We start from the raw sequence: 19,712 nt of genomic DNA on the forward strand, positions 1-19,712 counted from the left end.
GAGGGACTCTCGTAGTCGACACTCGGCGAGGTGCGCCATGTCGCGGTTGGTCAGGTGGTTCGCCGAGCTGGGCCGTACGGACGTCGGCCTGGTGGGCGGGAAGAACGCGGGCTTGGGGGAACTGACGCGCAACCTGGGCCAGTCGGGGGTTCGCGTGCCGGAGGGCTTCGCCCTCACCGCAGAGGCGTATCGCCGGTTCATCCAGGTGAACGGGCTTGACGAGGTGATCGCGGAGCAGATCGGCCGCCTGCACCGAGGGGCCGACCTGCCGGTCGTCGGCCGTGCGATACGCGACGCCCTCCTGGCGGCCGAGCTTCCGGCAGCGGTCGTCGAAGCCGCCGAGGAGGCATACGGTGAGCTGGCCGATCGCCTGGCGACCATCGACCCGGATGTCGCGGTCCGGAGCAGCGCGACCGCGGAGGACCTGCCGGAGGCCAGTTTCGCCGGGCAACTGGAGAGTTACCTCAACGTCAGCGGTGCGGCGGCGTTGCTCGGCGCCTGTCTGCGCTGTTACGCGTCCCTGTTCACCGACCGGGCGATCAGCTACCGGGAGGACAGCGGGTTCGGTCACCTGGACGTCGCCCTGTCGGTCGGGGTGCAGCGCATGGTCCGCTCCGACCTGGGCGCGGCCGGGGTGATGTTCTCGATCGACACCGAGACCGGTTTCCCCCGGTCGGTTCTGATCGACGCCTCCTGGGGGCTGGGCGAGACGGTGGTCGGCGGCAGGGTGGATCCCGACGAGTACGTGGTGTTCAAGCCGCTCCTCGGCGACCCGGGCCTGTGCCCCATCGTGTCGAAGACCCGGGGCCGCAAGGAACGCAAGGTGGTCTACGACGCGGCGGGAGGAACCCGTCAGCTCGACACATCCGAGGAAGAGGCGGTCCGGTACGCGCTGGACGAGGAGGAGATCCTGCTGCTGGCCCGGTGGGCCGCCGCGGTGGAGGACCACTACGGCACCCCGATGGACATGGAATGGGCCAAGGACGGCAGGACCGGCGAGATCTTCCTCGTCCAGGCCCGCCCGGAGACCGTCCACCGGCGCCGGGAGGCGTCGCTGCTGCGCACCTACCGCATCCGCGCCGCCGGGGAACCCATGGTCGAGCCACTGGTGAAGGGGCTGGCCATCGGAGACGCGATAGCGGCAGGGCCGGTGTGCAATCTGACCAGCGCGGCGCAGATCGACGACTTCGTGACCGGATCGGTGCTCGTCACGAAGATCACCGACCCCGACTGGGAGCCGATCATGAAGAGGGCCGCGGCGATCGTCACCGACCACGGCGGCCGCACTTCTCACGCCGCCATCGTCAGCCGCGAACTCGGCGTCCCCGCGATCATCGGCACCGGCGACGCGACCGCCCTGCTCGGTGCCGGCATGACGGTGACCGTCTCCTGTGCGGAGGGCGACGAGGGCCACGTCTACGAGGGCCTGCGCGACTACGAGGAGGAGGAGATCAGCCTGGAGAACATCCCGGCCACCGCGACCAAGGTAATGCTCAACCTGGCCAACCCCGCCGCGGCCTTCCGGTGGTGGCGGCTGCCCGCGGACGGCGTCGGCCTGGCGCGGATGGAGTTCATCGTCAACAACCACGTCAAGATCCACCCCATGGCACTCGTGCACCCCGGCCGCGTCGAGGAGGACGCCCTTCGGAGGATCACCGAGCTCACCCGGGGTTACGACGACCTGACCGAGTACTTCGTCGAGCGGCTGGCCCACGGCATCGCCCGCATCGCCGCCTCCCGCTGGCCCGACCCCGTGATCGTGCGAATGAGCGACTTCAAGACCAACGAATACGCCCGGCTCGTCGGCGGGCGGCGGTTCGAGCCCCACGAGGAGAACCCGATGCTCGGGTGGCGCGGGGCCAGCCGCTACTACACGGAGGGGTACCGGGAGGGCTTCGCCCTCGAATGCCGCGCCATCCGCAGGGTGCGGGAGCGCATCGGTCTCACCAACGTCATCGTGATGATCCCGTTCTGCCGTACGGTCGAGGAGGCCGACCGGGTCCTGGGGGTCATGGCCGAGGAGAAGCTGGGGCGGGGCCGAGGCGGCCTGGAGGTCTACGCCATGGCCGAGATCCCGGCCAACATCATCCTGGCGGAGGAGTTCGCCGATCGCTTCGACGGGTTCTCCATCGGCAGCAACGACCTCACCCAGCTCACCCTCGGGGTCGACCGGGACTCCGCCGAGCTGGCGCATCTGTTCGACGAACGCAATCCCGCCCTCACCCGTAGCATCGAGCACCTCATCTCGGCCGCGCACGCAAAGAGGCGCAAGGTCGGGCTCTGCGGACAGCGTCCCAGCGACGACCCGGACTTCGCCCGGTTCCTGGTCGAGGCGGGCATCGACTCGATCTCCGTCGCGCCGGACAGCTTCTTCTCCGTGAAGGAGAACGTCGCCGCGGCCGAACGCGCACAGGAGCGCCGGGAACCTGCCCCAGCGGTCCGCGGAACGCAGTCGTGGCCGCCGGCCTGAGTGCCGGCGTCCCACACCGTCGCCCGGCGGCCACGTTCACGTGCAGGAGGTCTCATGATCGACGAAGGCGACGACCGGGAACTGGTGATCCGCTACGTCCACGACGACGAGAAGCTGCGCCGGGAATTCGACAACCGGCTCGCGCGCTACCTCCGCGCCCAGCCGGGCCACGCCCGCTGGGACATCACTCCTCTGGTGGTCGCCCTCGACCAGCTCGGGCAGCAGATTCCGAACATGCTCGTACGCCTGCGCCGTCTGCCCGGAAAGAAGGAACTGGAGGCGTGTATCGAACTGGAGCTCGCGCTCATCCCGCCGGAACGCGGACCCGCCCCTTATTCCTGAAGATCGTACGGCTGCTACGGCGCGAGTGTCTCCAACGCGAGAAGGTCGCGCATCGACACCATGCCGATCAGGCGCCCGTCCTGGTCCACTGGGATGTGGCGGATGCCGTGGTCGAGCATGCGGCGGGCCACCTCGCGCGTATCCTCATCCAAGGTCGCGGTCTTGATGTCCGACGACGCGCACATTCCCGCGCTCAGCCCGGCGGGATCGTCGGATGTGGCAAGTGCCGTCACGAGGTCCCGTTCTGTGATCACTCCCGCGACCCGGTCCGCTTCGAGTACGGCGAGCGCGCCGATGTTCTTCTCCGTCATCCGGCGCGCCACCTCGGGCAGCGTCGCACTCACCGAGCAGCCGAACACCAGGGGACGGTAAACGTTGGCGATACGCATGCGTCCTCCCCTCTTCACCAGCACATCCAGCCAACCACACCGCCCGGGGACGCCGGTCAGCCAGTGGGCGTGATGAGCCCGCAGTGGCCGTCGTAGCGGTCGTAATCGAGCTGCTCCATGCCGAAGGCGGCCTCGGCAGGGGCCGCCCAGGCGAGCTCGTACGCCTTGTGCCGCGTCATCGCGCTCAGCTCAGTCAGCGGAGGTGCGGCCGCCGGCGGTCAGTCGAGCGCGTAGACGCGGTGGACGAACTCCGCGAGCTTGCTGTCCGGCAGTTCCTTGGCCAGATCCGCCTCGCTGATGATGCCGACCAGACGATGACGCGCGATCACGGGCAGGCGCTTGATGTGGTGCTCCTCCATCGCGAACAGCGCCTCCTCCACGCTGGCGTCGGCGTCGACCCACACCAGGCCACGGGCCAGTTCTCCGGCGGTCGTCCGGTCGATGTCCATGCCGTGCGCGCAGCACATGATCACGATGTCGCGGTCAGTGATGATCCCCTTGAGCCGGTCGTCGTCCCCGCAGATGGGCAGCGCACCGACTCCCAGGTCGGCCATCATCTGCGTGGCGGTACGGAGCGTTTCGTGTTCACCGATGCACTGAACCCCTTCGTGCATCACGTCCCGCGCCTTCTTGCCCATATCCGTTACGCTCATCGGTGCCCCCGATACACATTCGATGACTCGCGTTCCGGCCCCTTATACCCACCCTGGCCATGAGCAGTAGCCGCTATACCCTTGACCTTTCACATCACCCGCTCCGTCAGCGGGGCCGTGGACCGGCCGGTGAAGAGGAGGCGTGCTGACGGCGGCCGCAGAACTCGGCGATGTAGGCCTTGTCCATCAGCGCGATCTGGTTCTCTACTCCCCAACTGCCATTGATCACCCACGCGAGCGTGTGGGTGCCGCCCGACTGCGCGGTCACGCCAGTGAGATAACCGTCGAGGGTCCCGCCGTGACCGTACACGGTGATCCCGCAGGGGAGCTTCGTGATGATCACGCCGAGGCCGTATTTGTCGATATTCGAGCCCGCGCGGGAACCGGGAACCGGCGTCAGCATCTGCCGCAGGACAGGCTGTGGTATTAGACGCCCTGCCAGCAGGGCCGAGGCGAACCGGTTCAGATCTCCGACCGTCGAGATCAGGTCGCCGGATCCGGGCGCGAAGCTCGTGTTGAGCACGGTCGCGTCCTTGACGGTGCCAGAGTCCGACATCTCGTAGCCGTGCAGGTATGGAGGAGCCATGGACGAGGATCCGCTGGGAAAGTAGGTCGAGCGCAGGCCCAGAGGCCGGATGATCCGCCGCGTGATCTCTTCCGCGTACGACCGGCCAGTGACCCGCTGGATTACCATCCCGAGCAGGACATAGTCGGTGTCGGAGTAGTTCCAGGCCGCCCCGGGCGGGAACAGCGGGGGGTGTGAGACCGCGACGCGAACCAACGCGCGAGGCGGAAGCCGGCGGGACGGATCACGCTCGTAGGCCCGGCTCAGTTCCTTGTCGGTGGTGTAGTCGAAAAGGCCGCTCGTATGGTTCAGCAGCATCCGCAGGGTGATGCGCCGGCCGTCGTTGCCCTTGCCCTCGACCAGGCCCGGCAACCAGTGCTCGACGGTGTCGTCCAGTCGGAGCCGATCCTCGGCGACCATTTGCAGGACCGCGGTGGCGACGAAGGTCTTCGTGATGCTCCCGGCTCTGAATCGCGCATCGGACCGGGGCGCCTTGCCGGTCCGGACGTCGCCGACCCCGATCGCCACGTCGGAGGTCCGCCCCCGACTCCATGCCTGCGCCAACGCCCCCGGATAGTGGTTCTGGCGCACGGCCTCGGCCAACACCGCGCGCAGGGCGGGGTCTCCGTCCTGATCCGCGACCGGGAGAGGAGACGCCGGGGGGCCGAGAAGCGCCACGGCTAGGGCCGCCACCGCCATGACCACCCGGCGAGAGGCGGTCGCGGGAAACGGTGTTCGCTCCATCCGTCCTCCCCCGGTCCGTTGCCGGTCGGCCTGACCGCCCGTCCCGCGGAGCCGGGCCACTCGCCTGACACCTGCACGCGACCATTCAATATCGCCACGATTGCCGATAAAACAAGAAAGACGTAAACAAAGTTAAAGGCCTTCGGAGCAAAGAGTCGAACACTGCCATCCTCTTGTCGACAAGTTTACGTCCGTCTTGCAACACATGTGGCGCCTGGAGTGATACTGAGAATACGACAGGGCAAGCCGGATGCAGATATTCGGCCCAGCCCGGCCGATCATTTCTCCGAAGCTCGAAAGGAGATTGCAATGGACAGGACGATGACACTTCAGGCCGTCGTCGACGACGAGTTCCGCGCCGAACTCATGGCGGATCCGGCCGCCTTCGGTGCCGAAGTCTCCGCGTTTCCCGAACCGATCGAGCAGCCCGACGAGGAGACGCTGAAATCCTGGGCAAAGGGCGCCGCCAGCGAAATCTACGCTTGTCCGGCCACTCATCAATGCATCCACACCCACGTCTGCCGTAAGACCTATTGAGCGCCGATCAAGAAGGCGCCGACGTCGGCGCGGCCGGCCGCCGTCGTCCGCGCCGCCGGTAGACGGCGATCAGATGCCGAACAGGCACGAGAGACGCGTGCGCACCAAAGGGAGTCCGACTTGGGTGACCACCACTCCTTCATCGACATAGCCGCCGCTGCCGCGAACCTCGCCGAACGTCTGCGAATCCTGGCCGAACTGGAGGCCGGTGGAGCGGCAACGTCCCCTGACCCGCTCCCCCGTTTCGACGCCTGGAAGATCGACCGGATATCCCAACGGCTCTCCGCGAAGACGGACATCAGGACACCGGTACCACCCCCACCAGAGGCCCCCGGCCGGGACGCCCTCCAGCGGGCGCTCACCGCCTTCCGGCATCACGAGCTCGGCCTGCGCGATGCCGACGACGACACCAAGGCGGTGTTCGCCAAGGTGCAGCACTCCTGGCTGCCGACCTACCAGGCCGCACTCGGCCGGTTCGACCGCTCCGCCCACGATGCGCCGGACGCGAGCTGGCGACGCCCCGAGATCTACTATGGTCGGCTCGCCATCGCCTGCGAGCCGTTCCTCCTCGAACTCGGCCGCCGTATGGACGCCGCCCGGGCCGTCCACCCGGGCCGATTCGGCCGTCGCATGACCGACGATCTGCAGCGGCACCTTTTCGAGCGCTTCGAGCTGTCACTCGCGTGGGCTGTCGAGGCCGACGCGAAGGTTCACTGCGCCGAGGCGGGCATCGACAGGGCACGGGCGACCCGTGAGGACTTCCGAACGTACATCGGCGCCACCTTCGCCGAGGCGGCGGCCTACCACCGCTTCCATCTCAGGTTCCCGGTCCTGGGACGCTGGCTGGCGCACATCACCGCCTTGCTGGCCGACTTCGGATGCGAGCTCGTCGAGCGCCTCGATGCGGATGCCGGGGCGATCGGCCACACGATTTTCGGTGAGGACATCTCATCGTTCCTGTCATGGCGGCCGGGTATCTCCGATCACCACGCCGGAGCCCGCACCGTCGCCCTTATCGAGGCTCAGCTGGTGAGCGGTGCGACCGGTTCCTTCGTCTACAAGCCGCGCTCGATCGCCGCCGAGGCGGCCATGCAGAAACTGCTCGCGCGGCTACGGGACGACGGAGTGCTCGACTTCGCGCCGCATGCCGTCCTGTCGCGGCCGGGGTACGGCTATGAGGAGCGGATCCCCCCGGGCCGTAACCATGTGACGACCGGTGAGGAGGTCGAGCGGCTTTACCGGGAGCTCGGCGGCCACCTGGGAATCTTCTACGTACTGGGCGGAGACGACCTGCATCTGGAGAATGTTCTGGTCGCCGAGGGCCACGCCCACGTCTGCGACTGTGAGACCGCCCTCAGCGTGCTCTTACGCGGTCAGGCACGACCGCCGGGCACCCTCCTGGACTCGGTGTTCAGGACCGGACTGCTCGAGTGGCCGCGTGCGGCGGACTCCGGTGACCTGATACGGGCCAGCGGCTACTCCGGAGGCGAGGCGTACGAGCTGCCGATGCCCGTGCCCTGCCTCGAAGAGCGGCGCGACGGCTTCCAGACATCGGTGACGCACATGACCGGCGTCCGCGTCGAGCCGGAGACCTATAACCGGGTGCTGCTCGGCGACACGCTCGTACGACCTGAGGACTTCACCGAGGCGATCATGGACGGGTTCGGCCGGGTGCACGAATGGTTCGAGCGCCGCCCTGACGCGGCGGTACACGCGGTGACGGAGATGTTCGGCGGCGTCTCCGTCCGGTTCGTCAACTGGGCCACCCAGCTCTACGTCAACCTGCTGCAGCACGCCCGGCACCCCAAGTGCCTGGTCGACCCCCTGGAGGTCGACCTGACCATCGGCACGGTTCGTACCTTCCTGCAGAGCTGGGACCGAGACGGCCGGCTCGCGGAGCGGGAGGTCGAGTCGATGTGGCGGCTCGATATACCGATCTTCACCATGGACGCCCGCGGCGGGCCGCTCGTCCACGACCACACGACGCCGCTGGCGATCGCCTTCGACATCTCTCCGCTCGGCTGCGCCACGCGGCGGATCCGGCTGCTGTCCGCGGACAACCGCGAGCAGCAGCGCCGCTACATCGCGGCCGGCCTGCGCACGAGCGAGGTCGCCAGCCCGGCCTTCGTGTCCGCCTCCGTCGAACAGGCGAGCCGGATCGGCGAGCGCCTGTGCGCCATGCTCCGCGAGCCGTCGGAGCCCGCGCCGTGGACGTCGTATGAGATCAGGTCGGACGGGCCCGCACGGGTCGACATCGGCGGCGACCTGTACGACGGGGCGGCGGGCATCGCGCTGTTCCTCGCCTACCTCGACCAGATCGTTCCGCGACCGGAGTTCCGGCAGGCGGCCGAACGAGCCCTGTCCCACGCCATCGCGGCCACCGACCGCCGGCAGATCGGCGCTTTCACGGGGGTCGGCGGCCTGATCTACCTGCTCACTCACCTGCATCGCCTCTGGGGTGACCGCGAGCTCCTGGGGCTCGCCGTGCGATTGAGCGAGGACCTCGGGTCCCGGATCGAGGCCGACACGGCGCTGGACGTCTTCAGCGGTGCCGCCGGCCTCATCCCGGTGCTGCTGGGGCTCGCCGCCGAGGCGGACGGCGAGGGCGTCGACCAGGCGCATCTGTGCGCGAAGGTGTTGCTGCGCCACGCCGTCGCGGACGCCGGCACGCTGAGCTGGCCGCCGCCCGATCCTCGCATCGCCCCGGCCAATCTGACGGGCTTCGCCCACGGAGCGGCCGGCATCGGATGGGCGCTGATCCGGCTCGGGCGGCTGACGGACCGGACAGACTACGTGACCGCCGGACGCCGCGCCCTGGCCTATGAGGCCCGGCACTTCGACGAGACCACGAAGGACTGGTACGACCTGCGCACCAGCCCCGGGGGCGTTCAGCAGGACGGCCGCTACTACGCCAACGCCTGGTGCAACGGCGCCGCCGGCATCGGCCTGAGCCGCATCGCGAGCTGGGCGCTCCTCGACGGCGATGACGAGTCGCTGCTCCGAGACACTCACTACGCCCTCACGGCGACGCTGCGGAACTTCCCCCGGCTGAGGAACGACACGCTCTGCCACGGCCGGTCGGGGAACGCCGAACTGTTCCTGCGTTTCGCCAGGCTGCACGACGAGCCGACCTTCCAGTTGGAGGCGAACGTCCAGGCGCACGAGCAATGGCGGCACTTCGACGACACCCAGAACGGCCTCATCCAGGACACAGCGGGGCTTTTCCCCGGGCTCATGATCGGGAGATCCGGCTTCGGCATGCACTTCCTGCGCCTGGCCCACCCCGACCGGGTCCCGTCCCCCCTGCTCCTGGATCCAGTACCCGACGGATGACAGAAGGGGGCACGACGCCGTCATCGCACCGCATGACGAGAAAGGTCTCAGGGAGGAGCCGTGTTCGGAACCGGCCATCGGAGCGCCCAGGCGCCGCCCATCGCACACCGGTGCCAGGGCGTTCCCGCGATACGGGCGACCGGCCTCCACAAGTCCTATCCGGACGTAGACGCCGTGCGCGGCGTCGACCTCACGGTCGAGCAGGGCGAGACGTTCGGCCTCCTCGGTCCGAACGGTGCGGGCAAGAGCACGATCATCGCGATGCTGTGCACACTCGCCGTGCCCACCGCGGGCCACATTGAGGTGGCCGGTCACGACACCCGGACCGCGCCCGGCCCGGTGCGGCGAAGTCTCGGAATCGTCTTCCAGGAGAGCACGCTCGACGGGGAGCTCACCGCCGCCGAGAACCTCCGCTTCCACGCCGACCTGTATGCCATGCCCAAGGCCGGGCTGGCTGCCCGGATCGACGCGATGCTCGATCTTGCCGGGCTCACGGCACGGCGTCACCACCTCGTACGGACCTTCTCCGGCGGGATGCGCCGCCGCCTGGAGATCGCCCGCGGCCTGCTGCATCGGCCACGGGTGCTGTTCCTGGACGAACCCACCATCGGTTTGGACCCGCAGGCGCGCGACCGGCTCTGGGCACACCTTCGCGAGGTGCGTGAACGCGAGGCGACCACGATCTTCCTCACGACCCACTACCTCGACGAGGCGGAGCGGTGCGACCGCATCGCCATCGTCGACGACGGACGGATCGTCGCCCAGGGCACACCCGCGGAGCTGAAGTCGACGCTCGCCGCCGACCGCATCGACCTGCGCACCGGCGACGACGTGGCGGCGGCCGTGGCGCTGCGCGAACGCTTCGGGATCGAGGCCGTCGCCGGACCGCGGGGCCTGCGCGTCCAGGCGGAGAACGGAGCACGCCTCGTACCCCGGTTGTGCGCGGGCCTGGACGTCCCGGTCTACGAGGTGACAGTCACGAGGCCCAGCCTCGACGACGTCTTCCTCCACCACACCGGGCGCCACATCCGGGACGAGTCCGGGGGAGACGGCTGATGGCCGACGGCACTGTGCCACGCGCCGCGTACAGCAGCGGCCTCGCTGCCGAACTCGGCGCCGCGCGCATGGTCTGGCGGCGGGAGATGCTGCACTTCCTCCGCGATCGGGTCGGCACGCTGGTGTCCCTGATGGAGTCCCTGATGTTCCTCTTCATCCTCGGCATCGGTCTGGGAGGGCTCTTCGCCGCCTCCGGCGCGGGGTCCACGTCGGACTATCTGACGTTCCTCTTCCCCGGTGTGCTGGTGATGGCGGCGCAACCCGCCGCGATGTCCGTGGGCGCGTCGATCGTCTGGGAGCGGGAGGACGGTTTCCTCCGTGAGATGCTCGTCGCCCCTGTGTCGCGGAGCACCCTGCTGATCGGCAAGTGTCTCGGCGGCATGACGGTCGCGACCTGCCACGGCGTGGTGATCCTGGCCAGTGCCGGACTGCTCCACGTCGCCTACCGGCCCGCGGCGTTCGCGATGCTCGCCGCCGAACTGGCGCTGACGTCGTTCGCGCTGACGGTGCTGGCCGCGGCGGTGGCGGTTTTCGTCCGGCGACCCCGCACGCTGACCACCGTGCTGAGCGTCCTGATGGCCCCCCTGACGTTTCTGTCCGGAGCGATGTTCCCGATCAGCGCGCTGCCGGGCTGGTTGGCATGGCTGTCCCGCCTTGACCCGCTTACCTACGCCGTGGACGCCATGCGGCATACCGCCGGAATCGATCGGCTCCTGCGCGGACCGGCGATGCTGTCCGAGCCGGTCAGCTGGGGGGATCTGCGCCTGTCGCCGCCTGCCGAATTGGCCGTCGTCACCGCTCTCACGGTGATCACTCTGGTGGTGGCCGCCCGGCGCTTCTCCCAGCTCGGCTAACCGGCCGGAGGTCACACATGGATCGCACGGTCAGGGGAACATCACGGTACGTGAGAGCGCTGAAGCCGCGCGGGCCCCGGGCGAGGGCCGTTCGATCGGCGGAGTGCATGATCTGGAATCCGGCGCCGGGGTCAACGGTCATGAGCGGCGGATCGGCGGTCCGCCCTCATTCGACGGCCGTACGAACCGGAACGCGGTCACGGCGACGCCTGGCGGCGTCGGTCTCGGTCCTGGCGAGTGTGCTCGGGGCGGTGGCATGTGGGACGGCCGCGACGCGTACGGTCGTCTCACAGCCGTACGGGCAGAGCCGGTTGCAGCGCGACGCCGATGCGATCACCGCGACCGGGGCGACAGGGGTCCAGGCGCGTGCGACCCGTGACAGCGATGACCAGGTGGCCACCAGTGGTTTCGGCGACGTCGGCACCCGGCGCCCGGTCAAGCCGGACGATCATCTCCGAATCGGCAGTTCCACCAAGACGTTCGTGGCGACGGTCGTCCTGCAGTTGGTGGGGGAAGGGAAGCTGTCGCTGGACGACACGGTCGAACGTCGGTTGCCCGGCGTGGTGCATGGCAACGGCAACGACGGCAGCAAGATCACCGTTCGTGAGCTGCTCCAGCACACGAGCGGTATCCACGAAGGCGACGAAGGACATGAGACACCGGCCGACTACTACCGGCACCGGTTCGACATCGTCCCGCCGGACACGTTGGTGAAAGAGGCCATGAAGCACCGGCCCGACTTCGCGCCCGGGACGTCATGGAGGTATTGCAACGCCGGGTACATCCTGCTCGGGATGATCATCAAACGGGTGACCGGGCACCCGTGGTCCGAGGAGGTCGACCGGCGCATCCTTCGTCCGCTCGGCCTGCGTGACACCAGTGTGCCGGGCCTTTCCCCGGACATTCCGGACCCGCATTCCGAGGGTTACGACCGTTACCCTGACGGCACACTCATCGACGTCACCCGAACCCGTGCGCCCTACACCGCCGACGCCGCCGGAGCCGTCATCTCGACCACCGCCGACCTCGACCGGTTTTACCGCGCTCTTCTCAGCGGCAGGCTGCTGCGCCCGGCGGAGCTCGACCAGATGAAGCGGACCGTTGCCACCAACGCGGAGGTGCAACACGCCTTTCCCGGCGCGCGGTACGGCCTTGGGTTGTTCTCCATCCCGCTATCGTGCGGCGGAAATTACTGGGGCCATGGCGGAGACATCGTCGGATTCATGACGAGGGACGGTTTCGCCGAGGACGGGCGGCGGGGCGTCGTGGTCTCGGTGTCCACCGAGTTCGTGGACGCCGAGAACCGGTCCCTGCGTCAAACGAGAGTGGCCTCCGCGCTGATCGACCACGCGCTCTGCGGAGCCGGCTGAGAAGCCGGGCGCTCTACGCAGGGTGGGCAGGGGACGAACCGCCGAAATCTTGGTCAGGCGGGCAGACGAACGTGTGAGGGGTGGCGCGATGGCAGGGCCGGTCGTCGTCGGTGTGGATGGGTCGACGCCCTCGTTTCAGGCCGCCGGCTGGGCCGCTCGGGAGGCCGGGCTCCGCGGTGCGCCGCTGCACATCGTGTACGTGACACTGCGCTGGCCCTACTACGTGCCGCTCGTCCCGCAGCCGGCGCGCTGGGCATCCGAGGCCGAGGCGGCGGCGCGAGCCGTGATCGATCAGGCGATGGTGTACGCGAGAGCGGGCAGGCCGCATCTGGCGGTGTCGGCTGAGATCGTCGACGGCGGGGCCGAGGAGGCGCTCGTCGCGGCCGCGAGGGGTGCTCAACTGCTCGTCGTGGGAAGCCGAGGTCGTGGTGGGTTCGCCAAGCTGCTGCTGGGGTCGGTGAGCCGCTACCTCACGGCCCGGGCCCCCTGCCCCGTGGCCGTCGTCAGGCAACCGGGGGCCGGTGACCGGGGGGAGATCGCGGTCGGCGTCACGGGGCATCCCGATCAGGAACCCGTTCTGGACTTCGCCTTCCACGAGGCCGCGCTGCGGCGTGCACGCCTGCGTGCCGTGCACGCCTGGACGCATCCGGTCGCGACCGGACCTGGCGACATGCAGCCGCTCGTCTACGACGTGGACGGCATCGGGGCCGAGGAGGCGCGCCTGCTCGCGGAGAGCATCGCCGGCCGGCGGGAGAACTTCCCCGACGTGACGCTCACCGAGCGCGTCGTGCGAGAACACCCGGCCAAAGCCTTGATCGACGCCTCGATGGAGACCGACCTGGTCGTCATCGGCGCACATACGGGAATGTCCTCCTGGGTGGGGGGCCTGGGCGCCACCGCTCACGCCGTACTCCATCACGCGTGCGCACCCGTGATCGTGGTCCGCCACTGACCACTTCGGACCCACAGGCCAAGGGCAAGGGAACGGCCCACATCACGACACCATGGTCGCCGTCGACCGCGAACGCCTCACACGGCGGGATACCGCCTGGGCTGAGCCGCCGGCCGCGGGACCCGGCACAGCAAGATCGAGGAGGAGGCCATGGCCAGCGGGCTGCTCACCGACCTGTACGAGATCAACATGGCGGCGAGCTATCTTCGCCGCGGCATGACCGGCAGGGCCACCTTCAGCTTGTTCGTCCGCAGGCTGCCCGCGAACCGCGGCTTTCTCGTCACCGCCGGGCTGGACGACTGCCTGGAGTTCCTGGAGGGCTTCCACTTCACCGCCACCGAACTGGACTACCTTGAACGCACGGGACGGTATGGCCCCGACGTGCTGCGGAGCCTGGAGCGCATGCGCTTCACCGGGGACGTCTGGGCGGTCCCCGAGGGGTCGGCGGTGTTCGCCGGTGAGCCGATCATCGAGGTGAGCGGCCCGATCGCCGAGGCCCAGCTGGCCGAGACCGTGCTGCTCAACCACATCACCTTCCAGACGACCGTGGCGACCAAGGCCGCCAGGTGCGTGCTCGCCGCCGGCCGGGCACGGCTGATCGACTTCGCCTTCCGTCGCACCCAGGGAATCGGCGCCGCCATGTCGGTGGCGCGGGCCTGCGCGATCGCCGGATTCGCCGCCACCAGCAACGTCGAGGCGGCCCGGCGGTACGGCCTGACCGCCGCCGGCACGATGGCGCATTCCTATATCCAGGCGTTCGGCGACGACGAAGCCGCCTTCGCGGCCTTCGCGGCCGATCTGCCTGGTGCGAACACCTTCCTCGTCGACACCTACGACACCCTGACCGGCGTCCGGGCGGCCATCGCCGTGTCCAGGCGGATGCGCCTGCCCCGGCCCCTGGTCGTACGGCTCGACTCCGGAGACCTGGCGGACCTGTCGCGGCAGGCCCGCCGGATGCTCGACGAAGCGGGTCTGCCCGACGCGGAGATCCTGGCCAGCGGCGGGCTGGACGAGTACGCCATCGACGACCTGGTGCGGCAGGGCGCCCCGATCGACATCTACGCGGTCGGCACGAAGGTGGGCGTCTCGGCCGATGCCCCCTCGCTCAACAGCGCCTACAAGCTGGTCGACTACGACGGGCGTCCGGTGATGAAGCTGTCCGCGGGGAAGGTCACCCTCCCCGGCGCCAAGCAGATCTTCCGCGGGGAGACCAGCGACATCGTCGGCCTGCGCGACGAGCCCGTACCGCCCGGCCACCGCCCCCTGCTCGCCCCCGTGATGGCGGCGGGGAGGCGGCTCGCCCCGAGCGAGGCGATCGCGACGGCCCGCGACCGCTGCGCCGCGGAGCTCGCGCGCCTTCCGGCGCCCGCGCTCGCGCTGCGCGACCCGCGGGCGCCCCAGGTCCGCCACAGCGAACGCCTTACCCTGCTCTCCCAGCGTGTCCGCGACGAGATACACGCGAGAACGACAGCGATCCGGAGCGATCGAACCTCCCCGTGACGCACCGTCTCGGGAGCGCGGGTGATGACGGCCGGTCCGTCACGAGTGACGGGTCTCCCGGGCGGTCCTCTGACGCCCGGCTCCCCGTGGTTCTCCGGCGGGACGTTCCGCGCCCTTGGACAGACGGACGGGTTCAGAAGCCGTGAATGCGGCGACCGGTGATGTGGCGCGGCAGGATACGGATGTAGAGTCCGCGGTCGCCTCCGGGCCATGGTTCGAGGCCGGGTACGGGCAGCTCGTCGGGCGCGATGGGGCAGGCCGGTCCCTGGATCAGCACGCTCCAGCCCTCTCGCCTGGCCTCGTCAATGTGATCCACCTCGAAACCGATCATGGTAGTGGCGCTTTCCAACGCGCCTTCGCCGATTGAACCCCCCAGGCGGGTGCGGAAGACGACGTTGCCACGGTGGATCGTGTAGTTGACAGGGAGGACGACAGGGCCGGTAGGCCCGGTGAAAGCCACTCTGCCGACACCGCCCGGGGCGACCAGTCGCAGGCATTCGCGCGGTTCGAGTGCGCGCAACACGGGATAGGCCGCCGCCGGGCCGCCGCCGGGCGGCCGGTCGGTGGTGCCGCCCAGCAGTTCGTCCGCCGTCGTCTCCAAGGCCGCGGCGAGCCGGAGCAGGACCCCCTGCGTGAGCGACGACGGTCTCTGCTCCAGGTATTCCACGAATCCGGTGGCCATCCCCGCACGTTCCGCGACCTGCTCGCGACTGAGCCCCAGCTTCTCACGGTGGTAGGTGATGCGACGACCGAGGTCACCAGGCCTGACGGTTTGACGCGGCATGATCTTCCCTCCCTTCTATCGGCGGAAGGCGTAGCGCATCGCGTGCGTGATCGCGCGCCCATCTGCGCTCCTGTCCTCGGGCGTGCCCGCCACATGCGACGTCATGTCCGGACGCTACGAGTCGGGGCAGCTGTTCCGCGCTGTGCTTCACCTCCCACAGGCCCGTGATCGTGGCCGGCCGGGGCATCGGCGGGCCGCGACCGAGGGGAGGAGCCGGTGCGCGGGGAATGTCTCCAGGAAGCAGACGTGGAGACGCTGTCGGGCGGCTCCTGGTCGCTGCCTGGCACCGACGGGGACGGGGGTACCTCGATGAGGCCATGGGCGCAGGTCAAGGAGACGCACGCCGGGGTGGTGATCCTTCTCGGCGATCACGCTTTCAAGCTCAAGAAGCCCGTTGATCTGGGTTTCCTGGACTTCACCACGCTGGAGGCCCGGCGGGCGATGTGCCGCAAGGAGGTCGAGCTCAACCGCCGGCTGGCGCCGGACGTCTACGAAGGAGTGGCCGATGTTACCGGCCCGGACGGACGGGTCTGGGAGCACCTCGTGGTGATGCGGCGTATGCCGGACGAACGCCGCCTGTCTGCGCTGGTCCGCGTGGGAGAAACGGTGGAGGACGCCGTGTGCCGCGTCGCGCGAATGATCGCGGGCATGCACGCCCGGTCCCCGCACAGTTCCCGGATCGACGAACAAGGGAGCGTGCAGGCGCTGCGATCCCGCTGGACCGCCAGCTTCCGCGAGGTGCGGGCGCTGCCCGAGCCGGTGATCGACGCCGGGGTCCTCGGCGAGATCGAACGGCTCACGCTGCGCTTCCTCGACGGCCGGGAACCGCTGTTCGCCGCCCGGGTCACGGAAGGCCGGATCGTGGACGGCCACGGCGATCTGCTCGCCGACGACATCTTCTGCCTGGACGACGGGCCCCGGATCCTCGACTGCCTGGAATTCGACGACCGGCTCCGTTTCGTCGACGGCCTGGACGACGCCGCCTTCCTGGCCATGGACCTGGAGCGACTGGGCGCGCCTCGCCTGGCAGAGCTGTTCCTGCGCTGGTACGCCGAGTTCTCCGGCGACCCCTCACCGCCCTCCCTGTGGCATCACTACGTCGCCTATCGGGCCTTCGTCCGCGCCAAGGTCGCCTGCCTGCGCCATGGCCAGGGAGACTCCGACGCGGCGTGGGAGGCCCGGCGTCTGGCCGAGCTCACGCTGGACCATCTCCAGGCGGGCGCGGTCACTCTGGTCCTCGTCGGCGGGCTCCCGGGGACCGGCAAGTCGACCCTGGCCGCCGCCGTCGCCGACCGACTCGGCTGCACGCTGCTGGCCAGCGACCGCCTGCGCAAGGAACTCGCCGGCATATCGCCACACCACCCCGCGCCCGCCCCCTTCGGCGAAGGCATCTACCGCGCGGAGTCCACGCGACGGACCTACACCGAGCTGTTGTCCAGAGCCGAGAGGCTGCTCAATCTCGGCGAGCCGGTCGTCGTCGACGCCTCCTGGACGGACGACGCGCACCGCACCGCCGCGGTGGGCCTGGCTCGGCGTACCCGCGCCGATCTCCTGGCGCTGTGCTGCACCGCCGCTCCGCAGGTGACCGCCGAACGTCTCGCACGCCGCACCGGCGGGATATCGGACGCGGACCAGGCGATCGCCACGGCGATGACGGCGACGATGGCGCCCTGGCCGGACGCGACCGAGATCGACACCGATGCGCCACAGGAACAGACACTGAACCGGGCGATGACGGCGATCCACGCCCACTGGGCCGGCGTGCCACGGCGGTTTCGGCGCCCCCGGATGGAACCGGGCTGAACCACGACCGCGGCACCCACGGCGACAGCCCCGGTCAGGTGTCCGGAAAACCACCCTGTGGTCCCGGCACCACCGCCACAGGGCAGGCCGCCTCGTGCAGCGCGGCCTGGGTCACGGGTCCGCAACCTGCGGAGGCTGTTCGCGGTGTCTGGGCCAGTAGTCGCCAAAGAGAGGACGTCTGAAGCGTTGCGTAAGGATGCCCTGCGGCGGCGCGTGGCGCTCGCGCCCGCCTACCGCCGTTTGGCATGAAGGCTACGTACGACGGCCACAGGTCCTTCCGCGTGGTGAAGGACGGCGTGGCTGACCGAGCCGAGGCGGAGCTTGGCAAAGCCGCCGCGTCCTCTGGCTCCGACGACGAGAAGCTCCGCGTCGCTCGACGCGTCGACCAGAACCGACGCGGGGACGCCTTCGATCACCTCTTCGGCCACTGAAACGTCCGGGTATTTGGCCTTCCAACCCGCCAGCGACTCCGACAGGAGCCTGGCGCCTTCTCGTTCGACCGCCGTCGTGTCGTAGCGGCCCGGGCGCACCTCCCTCGGGTACGCGGGGTGGGCCCAGGCGTGTACGGCACGCAGGCCGACCGAGCGCAGAGACGCCTCCTCGAACGCGAATCCCACGGCGTCTACGGAGGCTTCCGAGCCGTCGACACCGACGACGATCCCGAATCGGCCGGTCCTGACGTCCGGCTTCTCGGGCACGACGACGACAGGGCACGCGGCGTGTTCCGCGATCTGGCGGCTCACCGAGCCGAGCAGCAACCGCGTGAAACCCCCGGTGCCGTGCGAGCCCAGCACCAGCAAGGCGGCGTCGGCCGCCTCCTGAAGCAGCGTGGCGGAGATGGGGCCGATCCCGAGCCTGCAGCCGACGTCGACGGATGCGAAGGTGCGGGCGCGGTCCTCGGCGATCCTGAGGACCTCCAGTCCTGCGGCCTCCGGCCGTGGCGCCTCCAGGCCGGGTTCTCGGATCGCGACGTTGTACTCCCAGCGGACCGCGATGTGCACGATGCGCAACGGCAGACGCCTGCGCCCGGCTTCGGCGGCGGCCCAATCCACAGCGCACAGGGCCTGTGCCGATCCGTCCACGCCGACCACGATGCATGTGCTCATGGTGTTGTTCTCCCGTCCCGAGCGTTGGTGGTCGATCCGGATCGGGAGGTGTCTCACTCGGGCAACTCCCACGGCAGGTTCGGTTCGACCACTTCCTGGAGCACGTGCTGCTGGGGGGCCATCTTCTTGACCGCGATCTGGTTGAGACAGTGGCTCAGCCTGGCCAGGGCTCTGGCTGTGGCGATTTCGTCGCCTATCTCGGGGATCGATCGGTCGTCCGGGCTGCGGTGAGCGTGACCGGCGCCCGTGACGTCGACTCCGTCGGCCGTGGTCAGCCTGGCGCACGCGTAGGTCTCGTCGTCCTGCTCGGTGATGTCGATGCCAATGTTCCAGCGCTTGGTCGTCATCCTGCCTCCCCGTGACGCGAACCCTGGAGAGCCGGATCTGCCGCAGCTCAGCGGCCGCAGAGGCTGCGCGAGCGCGGCGCCGACACGCCTCTTTCCCCGGCACTCACACAGCGGGGGCGGGCACCCCTGCATCAGGCGCTTCCACGGTGAAACACCTGGAGGCGTCTTGTCACCTACCGTGCTCTCCGTACTCGCGACGGTGCTCCACGTGGGCACCCGGGCCCGGGAAAATGAGAGTCTCATGCTCCTCGTCCAACCACCTGACCACATACGGCGGGGACCCGTCGCTGTGATAGAGGCCCGTGATAATACCGGTGCGGCGAGGCCCGTCGAGGTGACGGCTCTCGATGATCAATCGGTCGCCGACTGCCGCTTTCATGGCTGTCCCGTCTCTCCCGTAGTCGGCCTATTCGGTCCCGCTGCCGACCGGGGTCGCGACCTCGGTCGTCATCGGCGTCCAGCGGTGTGCCAGGCGCTTGGTGAGGGAGGTCATCGTGGTGTACTCCAGCTCCTCGAGCGGCAGCCGGTGCGGCTCGAACGGGCCATGGCGGCGCAGGTAGTCCATCACCTCGCCGGCCTGTCGCCGGGCTCCGCCCAACGCCGGGTCGTCGAACATGTCGCGCGGGCCGATCAGCCTGCCGTCCTTGATCTGGAAGCCGAGCGCGACCACGCGCGGCGGACCGTCGAACCGCGACGGATGCGCCTGCCCGACGGCCACCGGCATCAAGGGCGCGTGGTGCGAGCCGCGCATGCACCCCGCCACCGAGTAGGCGAAGGTGAACGGCTCCAGCGCCTCGCCCACGGCCGGCAGGCCCGACTGGCAGCGCACGATCATGACGGGATCGTCCTTGCCGACGTACTTGCCCGCGATCAGCGACAGACGCTGGGTGCTGGTCGCCGCCGCGGT

At 69.3% G+C, this 19,712-nt stretch carries 19 protein-coding genes; 10 read left to right on the plus strand and 9 right to left on the minus strand.

What is annotated here, in order from left to right; translation table 11 throughout:
• The first annotated feature begins 37 nt into the window (after positions 1 to 37).
• Both ppsA and BXA11_RS36690 read left to right on the plus strand, forming a co-directional pair.
• On the plus strand, positions 38 to 2,470 hold the full coding sequence (ppsA, locus tag BXA11_RS36685) for a phosphoenolpyruvate synthase (RefSeq protein WP_076442083.1): 2,433 nt from the start codon (positions 38 to 40) through the stop codon (positions 2,468 to 2,470).
• 54 nt (positions 2,471 to 2,524) lie between these two features.
• Positions 2,525 to 2,812 (plus strand): hypothetical protein, encoded by a 288-nt coding sequence (locus BXA11_RS36690; RefSeq protein WP_076442085.1) that lies wholly within the window; start codon positions 2,525 to 2,527, stop codon positions 2,810 to 2,812.
• Between the two features lie 14 nt (positions 2,813 to 2,826).
• Here the strand turns inward: BXA11_RS36690 and BXA11_RS36695 are convergent, their stop codons facing one another.
• The 4 genes from BXA11_RS36695 to BXA11_RS36705 all read right to left on the minus strand — a co-directional run bounded on the left by BXA11_RS36695 (position 2,827) and on the right by BXA11_RS36705 (position 5,118).
• The gene (locus tag BXA11_RS36695) at positions 2,827 to 3,201 is read right to left on the minus strand and encodes a CBS domain-containing protein (RefSeq protein ID WP_030511185.1); all 375 of its coding nucleotides are present in this window, start codon (positions 3,199 to 3,201) and stop codon (positions 2,827 to 2,829) included.
• Between the two features lie 56 nt (positions 3,202 to 3,257).
• Positions 3,258 to 3,380: a hypothetical protein gene (locus tag BXA11_RS45555; protein WP_275409773.1), complete on the minus strand. Its 123-nt coding sequence runs from the start codon at positions 3,378 to 3,380 to the stop codon at positions 3,258 to 3,260.
• 39 nt (positions 3,381 to 3,419) lie between these two features.
• Positions 3,420 to 3,839 (minus strand): CBS domain-containing protein, encoded by a 420-nt coding sequence (locus tag BXA11_RS36700; RefSeq protein WP_076442087.1) that lies wholly within the window; start codon positions 3,837 to 3,839, stop codon positions 3,420 to 3,422.
• Positions 3,840 to 3,960: 121 nt separating this feature from the next.
• Entirely contained in the window at positions 3,961 to 5,118 is a 1,158-nt protein-coding gene (locus BXA11_RS36705) for a serine hydrolase domain-containing protein (protein WP_076442129.1), read from the minus strand.
• A 354-nt stretch (positions 5,119 to 5,472) separates the two neighbouring features.
• Here BXA11_RS36705 and BXA11_RS36710 point away from each other — a divergent pair, with 354 nt between their 5' ends.
• The 7 genes from BXA11_RS36710 (at position 5,473) to BXA11_RS36740 (ending at position 14,765) form a co-directional block, all read left to right on the plus strand.
• Entirely contained in the window at positions 5,473 to 5,700 is a 228-nt protein-coding gene (locus BXA11_RS36710; protein WP_076442089.1) for a cinnamycin family lantibiotic, read from the plus strand.
• 120 nt (positions 5,701 to 5,820) lie between these two features.
• On the plus strand, positions 5,821 to 9,033 hold the full coding sequence (locus tag BXA11_RS36715; RefSeq protein WP_076442091.1) for a type 2 lanthipeptide synthetase LanM family protein: 3,213 nt from the start codon (positions 5,821 to 5,823) through the stop codon (positions 9,031 to 9,033).
• A gap of 60 nt (positions 9,034 to 9,093) precedes the next feature.
• Positions 9,094 to 10,089, plus strand: a complete 996-nt coding sequence (locus BXA11_RS36720; RefSeq protein WP_239105273.1) for an ABC transporter ATP-binding protein — start codon at positions 9,094 to 9,096, stop codon at positions 10,087 to 10,089.
• Entirely contained in the window at positions 10,089 to 10,943 is an 855-nt protein-coding gene (locus BXA11_RS36725; protein WP_076442093.1) for an ABC transporter permease, read from the plus strand. The genes BXA11_RS36720 and BXA11_RS36725 overlap by 1 nt, the downstream gene beginning before the upstream one ends.
• A 311-nt stretch (positions 10,944 to 11,254) precedes the next feature.
• Entirely contained in the window at positions 11,255 to 12,313 is a 1,059-nt protein-coding gene (locus BXA11_RS36730; RefSeq protein WP_159454900.1) for a serine hydrolase domain-containing protein, read from the plus strand.
• An 88-nt stretch (positions 12,314 to 12,401) separates the two neighbouring features.
• Complete coding sequence (locus BXA11_RS36735) at positions 12,402 to 13,265, plus strand: universal stress protein (RefSeq protein WP_076442097.1); 864 nt, start codon at positions 12,402 to 12,404, stop codon at positions 13,263 to 13,265.
• A 150-nt stretch (positions 13,266 to 13,415) separates the two neighbouring features.
• A complete protein-coding gene (locus tag BXA11_RS36740; protein WP_076442099.1) occupies positions 13,416 to 14,765 on the plus strand; it encodes a nicotinate phosphoribosyltransferase in 1,350 nt (449 codons plus the stop codon).
• Between the two features lie 133 nt (positions 14,766 to 14,898).
• Here the strand turns inward: BXA11_RS36740 and BXA11_RS36745 are convergent, their stop codons facing one another.
• A complete protein-coding gene (locus BXA11_RS36745) occupies positions 14,899 to 15,549 on the minus strand; it encodes a pyridoxamine 5'-phosphate oxidase family protein (RefSeq protein WP_076442101.1) in 651 nt (216 codons plus the stop codon).
• A gap of 216 nt (positions 15,550 to 15,765) precedes the next feature.
• Here BXA11_RS36745 and BXA11_RS36750 point away from each other — a divergent pair, with 216 nt between their 5' ends.
• Positions 15,766 to 17,352: a bifunctional aminoglycoside phosphotransferase/ATP-binding protein gene (locus BXA11_RS36750; RefSeq protein WP_239105272.1), complete on the plus strand. Its 1,587-nt coding sequence runs from the start codon at positions 15,766 to 15,768 to the stop codon at positions 17,350 to 17,352.
• Between the two features lie 230 nt (positions 17,353 to 17,582).
• On the opposite strand, the gene BXA11_RS36755 is transcribed toward BXA11_RS36750, so the two are convergent.
• The 4 genes from BXA11_RS36755 to BXA11_RS36770 form a co-directional block, all read right to left on the minus strand.
• Positions 17,583 to 18,458 carry a universal stress protein gene (locus tag BXA11_RS36755; RefSeq protein WP_076442136.1) on the minus strand — a complete coding sequence of 292 codons (876 nt, stop codon included), beginning with the start codon at positions 18,456 to 18,458 and terminating at the stop codon, positions 17,583 to 17,585.
• A 53-nt stretch (positions 18,459 to 18,511) separates the two neighbouring features.
• The gene (locus BXA11_RS36760; protein WP_076442104.1) at positions 18,512 to 18,805 is read right to left on the minus strand and encodes a DUF1876 domain-containing protein; all 294 of its coding nucleotides are present in this window, start codon (positions 18,803 to 18,805) and stop codon (positions 18,512 to 18,514) included.
• Between the two features lie 169 nt (positions 18,806 to 18,974).
• The gene (locus tag BXA11_RS36765; protein ID WP_076442106.1) at positions 18,975 to 19,184 is read right to left on the minus strand and encodes a DUF1918 domain-containing protein; all 210 of its coding nucleotides are present in this window, start codon (positions 19,182 to 19,184) and stop codon (positions 18,975 to 18,977) included.
• Between the two features lie 27 nt (positions 19,185 to 19,211).
• A partial coding sequence (locus BXA11_RS36770; RefSeq protein WP_143734731.1) for a fructose 1,6-bisphosphatase occupies positions 19,212 to 19,712 on the minus strand: 501 nt, incomplete at its 5' end.

The sequence above is a fragment of the Microbispora rosea genome (assembly GCF_900156315.1).
In the GTDB taxonomy this organism is placed as follows: domain Bacteria; phylum Actinomycetota; class Actinomycetes; order Streptosporangiales; family Streptosporangiaceae; genus Microbispora; species Microbispora rosea.

What these genes read in the sequence shown, in the direction of transcription:
- BXA11_RS36690 (WP_076442085.1), top strand. Translation starts at nt 2,525, where the DNA reads ATGATCGACGAAGGCGACGACCGGGAACTGGTGATCCGCTACGTCCAC.
- BXA11_RS36700 (WP_076442087.1), bottom strand. Translation starts at nt 3,839, where the DNA reads ATGGGCAAGAAGGCGCGGGACGTGATGCACGAAGGGGTTCAGTGCATC.
- BXA11_RS36710 (WP_076442089.1), top strand. Translation starts at nt 5,473, where the DNA reads ATGGACAGGACGATGACACTTCAGGCCGTCGTCGACGACGAGTTCCGC.
- BXA11_RS36705 (WP_076442129.1), bottom strand. Translation starts at nt 5,118, where the DNA reads ATGGCGGTGGCGGCCCTAGCCGTGGCGCTTCTCGGCCCCCCGGCGTCT.
- BXA11_RS36755 (WP_076442136.1), bottom strand. Translation starts at nt 18,458, where the DNA reads ATGAGCACATGCATCGTGGTCGGCGTGGACGGATCGGCACAGGCCCTG.
- BXA11_RS36735 (WP_076442097.1), top strand. Translation starts at nt 12,402, where the DNA reads ATGGCAGGGCCGGTCGTCGTCGGTGTGGATGGGTCGACGCCCTCGTTT.
- BXA11_RS45555 (WP_275409773.1), bottom strand. Translation starts at nt 3,380, where the DNA reads ATGACGCGGCACAAGGCGTACGAGCTCGCCTGGGCGGCCCCTGCCGAG.
- BXA11_RS36725 (WP_076442093.1), top strand. Translation starts at nt 10,089, where the DNA reads ATGGCCGACGGCACTGTGCCACGCGCCGCGTACAGCAGCGGCCTCGCT.
- BXA11_RS36740 (WP_076442099.1), top strand. Translation starts at nt 13,416, where the DNA reads ATGGCCAGCGGGCTGCTCACCGACCTGTACGAGATCAACATGGCGGCG.
- BXA11_RS36745 (WP_076442101.1), bottom strand. Translation starts at nt 15,549, where the DNA reads ATGCCGCGTCAAACCGTCAGGCCTGGTGACCTCGGTCGTCGCATCACC.
- BXA11_RS36760 (WP_076442104.1), bottom strand. Translation starts at nt 18,805, where the DNA reads ATGACGACCAAGCGCTGGAACATTGGCATCGACATCACCGAGCAGGAC.
- BXA11_RS36695 (WP_030511185.1), bottom strand. Translation starts at nt 3,201, where the DNA reads ATGCGTATCGCCAACGTTTACCGTCCCCTGGTGTTCGGCTGCTCGGTG.
- ppsA (WP_076442083.1), top strand. Translation starts at nt 38, where the DNA reads ATGTCGCGGTTGGTCAGGTGGTTCGCCGAGCTGGGCCGTACGGACGTC.
- BXA11_RS36765 (WP_076442106.1), bottom strand. Translation starts at nt 19,184, where the DNA reads ATGAAAGCGGCAGTCGGCGACCGATTGATCATCGAGAGCCGTCACCTC.